3 protein-coding genes are annotated in these 4,437 nt (G+C 54.9%); 1 reads left to right on the top strand and 2 read right to left on the bottom strand.

The features are described 5' to 3' along the window. Positions 1–73: 73 nt before the first annotated feature. Entirely contained in the window at positions 74–2,785 is a 2,712-nt protein-coding gene (locus FJY67_11470) for a T9SS type A sorting domain-containing protein (protein ID MBM3330067.1), read from the top strand. 261 nt (positions 2,786–3,046) lie between these two features. On the opposite strand, the gene FJY67_11465 is transcribed toward FJY67_11470, so the two are convergent. After that, positions 3,047–3,691, bottom strand: coding sequence for a protein-L-isoaspartate(D-aspartate) O-methyltransferase (locus FJY67_11465; GenBank protein ID MBM3330066.1), 645 nt, complete (start codon positions 3,689–3,691; stop codon positions 3,047–3,049). Next, entirely contained in the window at positions 3,678–4,406 is a 729-nt protein-coding gene (locus tag FJY67_11460) for a glycosyltransferase family 2 protein (protein MBM3330065.1), read from the bottom strand. The genes FJY67_11465 and FJY67_11460 overlap by 14 nt, the downstream gene beginning before the upstream one ends. Positions 4,407–4,437: the final 31 nt, after the last annotated feature.

Here is a 4,437-nt window from a genome sequence, read left to right as displayed (position 1 = left end):
GTCAATTTCGTCGTCTAATCGCCAAAGTCACTCCATACAATACTTAACATAATATATCTTATCGGACATTTTATTGCCTTTACTTCGCAAGCGTTCTTGCCGGCATCCGATCTTCCTCCTTACTCCCTTTCGCGAGGCTTATGACGTGAAAACCTATCCTTTCTATATCGCGTTCTCAATCGTCCTTCATCTTGCTGTCCCATCACTTGTTATTGCTACCACACCACAGATAGACTCCATTGACCGCCTCTGGCCGATCGACTCACCGCTTGACCGTCTGCAGCCTCACAGACCACAACTACCTCGGCGCGACCCAGGCAACTATTATGGCCAGTTCCTTGCCACCTGTGAATTTCTGACCAGAATGCAGGAATCGGATCCCGAAGATGCCAACTTCGGTGGTCTGCACGAGGGCGAGGACAACGCGCTCTGGGCTATTGTTGAGACCGATAACACACAGGAGGCGATTCGGGTATGGTCGCTCTACGGCTTGCTCTTCGACGACCCGGATCGCTATCGGGCGAACATCGAAGCCGCCTGGCTCTATTGCACGCGATTCCCGGCCTGGCGGGAGTCGCCTCCCGGTCAGTTCTATGCCTTGCATAATGCCGGTTGGGGCATAATGGCAGAGATGGCATATCGTGAAGTTTATGGCAACGATCGACTTGAGTATGCCATTCAATGCGCCGACCACCTCGTCGAGTTCACGCCGGAGTTCACTCCTGACCATGCAGATCGCCTCATGCCGCTGGTCGCCGGATGGGCCGCCGGAACGCTCTTTCTGTTTGCGGAGAACATTAACAACGATGACTATCGCAATGCGGCGCTTGAAATTGCGACAGATGTGATAGGTTGGATCGACGCTCGACCAGCCCGCCTCAATGCCAATGAGATATGGGCTCTCTGCGGCGGGACGGCTATGTGGGGGGTCCTCAACTCCCTCGGCTTTGACCGGCCTGACGACACGCGCGAGTGGGCGGTGTCCCGCCTTGAACAGATGGATATCTTTGCCGGTCGCGGAGAGTGGAACAACTCATGGAACATCTGGTATGCCCATGCCTGGTGGAGTGCTTTTCAACTGACCGGCAACCGAGAATACGTTTCTAATGCCATCGCAATAGTTGACAGCCTGATCGCACAGGATCATGACCACGATGGCGGCATCCCGGCAACCATTGGCGACCGCGACAACCGTGACCAATCCTGGGTCAGCGCCTATACCGCCTGGATGGGTCTATATAACAACCTCGATCAGTTGCCTCAGATCGATGCGGCAGTGTTAGGACTCCTGTCGCCTCGCCTCAACCGGCCATACCCGGCTGGCGAAGGATTGCGTCTCAGCGTAAGCCTCGTATCCGAAGGAGCACAGGAACGACTAATAGTTCCTTTTCGCCTGACCGGTGCGCTTGAGGTCGAAGACCGGTTCGTCATCGAGGGATGGAATCCCGCCGAGGTCATACTTCACGAAACTTGGGAAATTCCCGCTCCGGGTAGTCACAACTTCGAATTAGTCCTCCTTCACGAGGAAGATGCCGACCGCAGCGACGATACCCTTCGCTGGCGAATCGAAGCTCTGCCGACTGCCGAGGTTCAAGTCTCAGCCCTCAACGAGCGCGACCAGAGCATTGAACTAATGGCTCGATTCTATCACACCGCACTCGACTCTACGGAGCCACCGGTGGAGATTCACGTTCCACCGGGAAACTTCGGTTCCGGCAGGATGATGACCGGTCGTTACCGGGTCGAACTGGATCCGGTCTTCCCCTATGTCAGTCGCGTAATAGAAGATTACGAGGTGCGTGCAGGTGAGGTGAATAGTATGTCCTTACGATTTGAACAGCCGCCTATTCTACTGGTCGATAACGACTCGGCAACGACGTTTAGCCCCTTCTATGAGAGCAGTCTCGATGCAGCAGGCTATCCCTTCATTCGCTGGACGAGGTTGACCGGCGGAAGCATTGCATCGCTTACGACCGGCTTCCAGGCTATCATCTACTTCACCGGCAATCGCCGCACCGGGACAGTTCCCTCAGATGACCGGGCTGAACTGGCGGCCTTTCATCGTGGTGGCGGGCATGTCTTCGTAACCGGTCAAAATGTCGTCGACGATTTGCACGACTCGCAGTTCATGAGCAACTTTCTGCATAGTCGCCGGGTTGCTGATAGCACCGGGCGTCGACAGGTTACCGGAGTTGCCGGCGACGATCTGTTCGAGGGGATGAACTTTCTACTGGTTGGCAATCGCGGCGCGAACAATCAAGCCTCAACGGCTGCCGTCAGCCCTGTCAACGGCGGAGTGGCCTGTGCATTCTACACCGGGACGCACGATTCGGTGGCAGCCGTCAGATGGACGCAGCCTTCCGGCGCCAAGGGGCTATTCCTGGCATTCGGCTTTGAGGGAATCAGCGGTCAAGGCGGGACGACGAGCCGGGAGTCCGCTCTGTCGTCGATAATGGATTGGTTCGGCATTGAAGCCGGTGTTGGCGACCACCCCGGGCCTTCGCCTTACCCCACGAATTGGCGTTTGGTCAGCATCTGGCCAAATCCGTTCAATGGCCGGTTGTCTATCCATATCGAGGGGCATATCCCGACAAGTTCGAAGATCCAGATCTTCGATCTGGCCGGACGGATTGTAGAGCAATTACCTTTAAATAACCCGGGACTCCTTAACTGGGAGGCGAAGGATAAGTCGGGACGCCTCTTGCCTAACGGTCCTTACTTTCTCTCTATCCCTGATATGGCATCAGGCCGATCATCTACAAAGAGAGTAGTTCTGGTGAAGTGAATTACTCCACAAGTATTGTCATCTGGTGGTATATGTCTGTTTTCGAAGCGAAGCATCCCGTATGAATTACTCATCTTACTACTTGGTGCAGTTAGTTCTTGTCTTCTCCCCCTTGCATCGCGGGGGGGAATAAAAGGAGGGGCAATATGGGGTTGCACTTCTACCCCCCTGTAGTCCCCCCGCTGAGCGGGGAGACAAACAAGATGAACCGCACCCATTTATAATGCTATTATCATCGTCATCATCATTCATTCTGACAGTCTATTCGCTATCCCATCCCTCCTGTCCCACCAGTGGAACAAAGAGGCATCCTCCCCGTTCCTCGAACGACAAGTCGCCGCCGATTGACTTGGAAACGACTTTTAACACCTGAGTCCGCCTCCCCCCTACCGGAATCACCAGCCGTCCCCCCGGTTCCAGTTGACTGATCAACGGCAGCGGCACCTTCGGCGCTCCGGCCGTTACCAAAATCCGGTCGTAAGGTGCCAGTTCAGGCCAGCCAATCGTCCCGTCCCCTATCTTAAATGAGACGTTGACGATCTCCAATACCTCAATCCGCTTGCGTGCCCTTACTGTCAGTTCGGGATGCCGCTCAATGGTAAGAACCTCTCTGGCAAGTAACGCAAGCAACGCTGTCTGGTAGCCTGAACCGGTTCCAATTTCAAGGACTCGTTCACTGCCTCCAAGCATTAATGTCTGGGTCATCAGCGCAACGATATAGGGCTGGGAAATGGTCTGCCGGTATCCTATGGCGATGGGGCGGTCTTCATAGGCATAGGGCTCCTCTTCGACGCTGACAAAGTGATGCCGTTCAAGGCGCCGCATCGCTTCGATCACCCGCCGGTCGGCGATACCGCGCTTCTCCAACTGATACTTTACCATTGCGTCGCGCTCAGCGCGATACATTTGCCGCCTCCCGATAGAGAGCGTCGGTCATGTGTCGCCAGAACAATCTAACGAATCGAACGGTGTCGGCTACTCCATGAATACCGCTGGAGGCTCCGTTATAGGTAGTCGGTATGTCAACCCAACCGATTCTGGCGCCCAACCTGACGGCTTTGAAGATCAACTCGCTCTCGAGATCGTAATGCGACGTCGATAGTTTGATGCTCCGCAGGAGTTCGAGCCTTATACAGCGAAAACCGCATTGAGCATCCTGAATCTTCCGGGCAGTCGCCAGCGACATCAACCGACTGGTCAAGCCATTTGAGAATCGCCTATGGAGCGGCATCGCCGTTCCAAATCGCTGCCGGGCACCGATGATTAGGTCAAAACGGCCCGACTCAGCCGCTTCGATAAACCCGGAAAGGCTCGCCGGCAGATGCTGTAGATCGGCATCCATCGTGATGATCCAATTCGGTTCTTTCGCTTGCGAGCGACCAATCAAATGATTGAAGCCGGTCTTGAGTGCTTCACCTTTGCCTCGATTGGTTGAATGTGACAGGACTGTGACGCCGGCTGCGCTCTTTGCCACATCGGCTGTTGCATCGGTTGAGCCGTCATCGACAATCACTATTTCACCCGCAAAGCCCTCTTCTCTGATCCCGGCAATAAGTACTGCCAGCGTTCCAGCCTCGTTGAAGGCCGGTATCAAAAAGTCGAAGTTATTGGTCCCGGACATTGGCTAACTTACCCGCCAAACCACTTCGGAA

It is taken from the genome of Calditrichota bacterium, from assembly GCA_016867835.1.
Lineage (GTDB): Bacteria > Electryoneota > AABM5-125-24 > Hatepunaeales > Hatepunaeaceae > VGIQ01.
The sequence above is the reverse complement of the archived record's forward strand: the minus strand, read 5'-3'. Positions and strand labels throughout refer to the sequence as shown.

Coding starts and splice junctions, on each gene's coding strand:
- FJY67_11465 (MBM3330066.1), bottom strand. CDS start 3,691: ATGTATCGCGCTGAGCGCGACGCAATGGTAAAGTATCAGTTGGAGAAG.
- FJY67_11460 (MBM3330065.1), bottom strand. CDS start 4,406: ATGTCCGGGACCAATAACTTCGACTTTTTGATACCGGCCTTCAACGAG.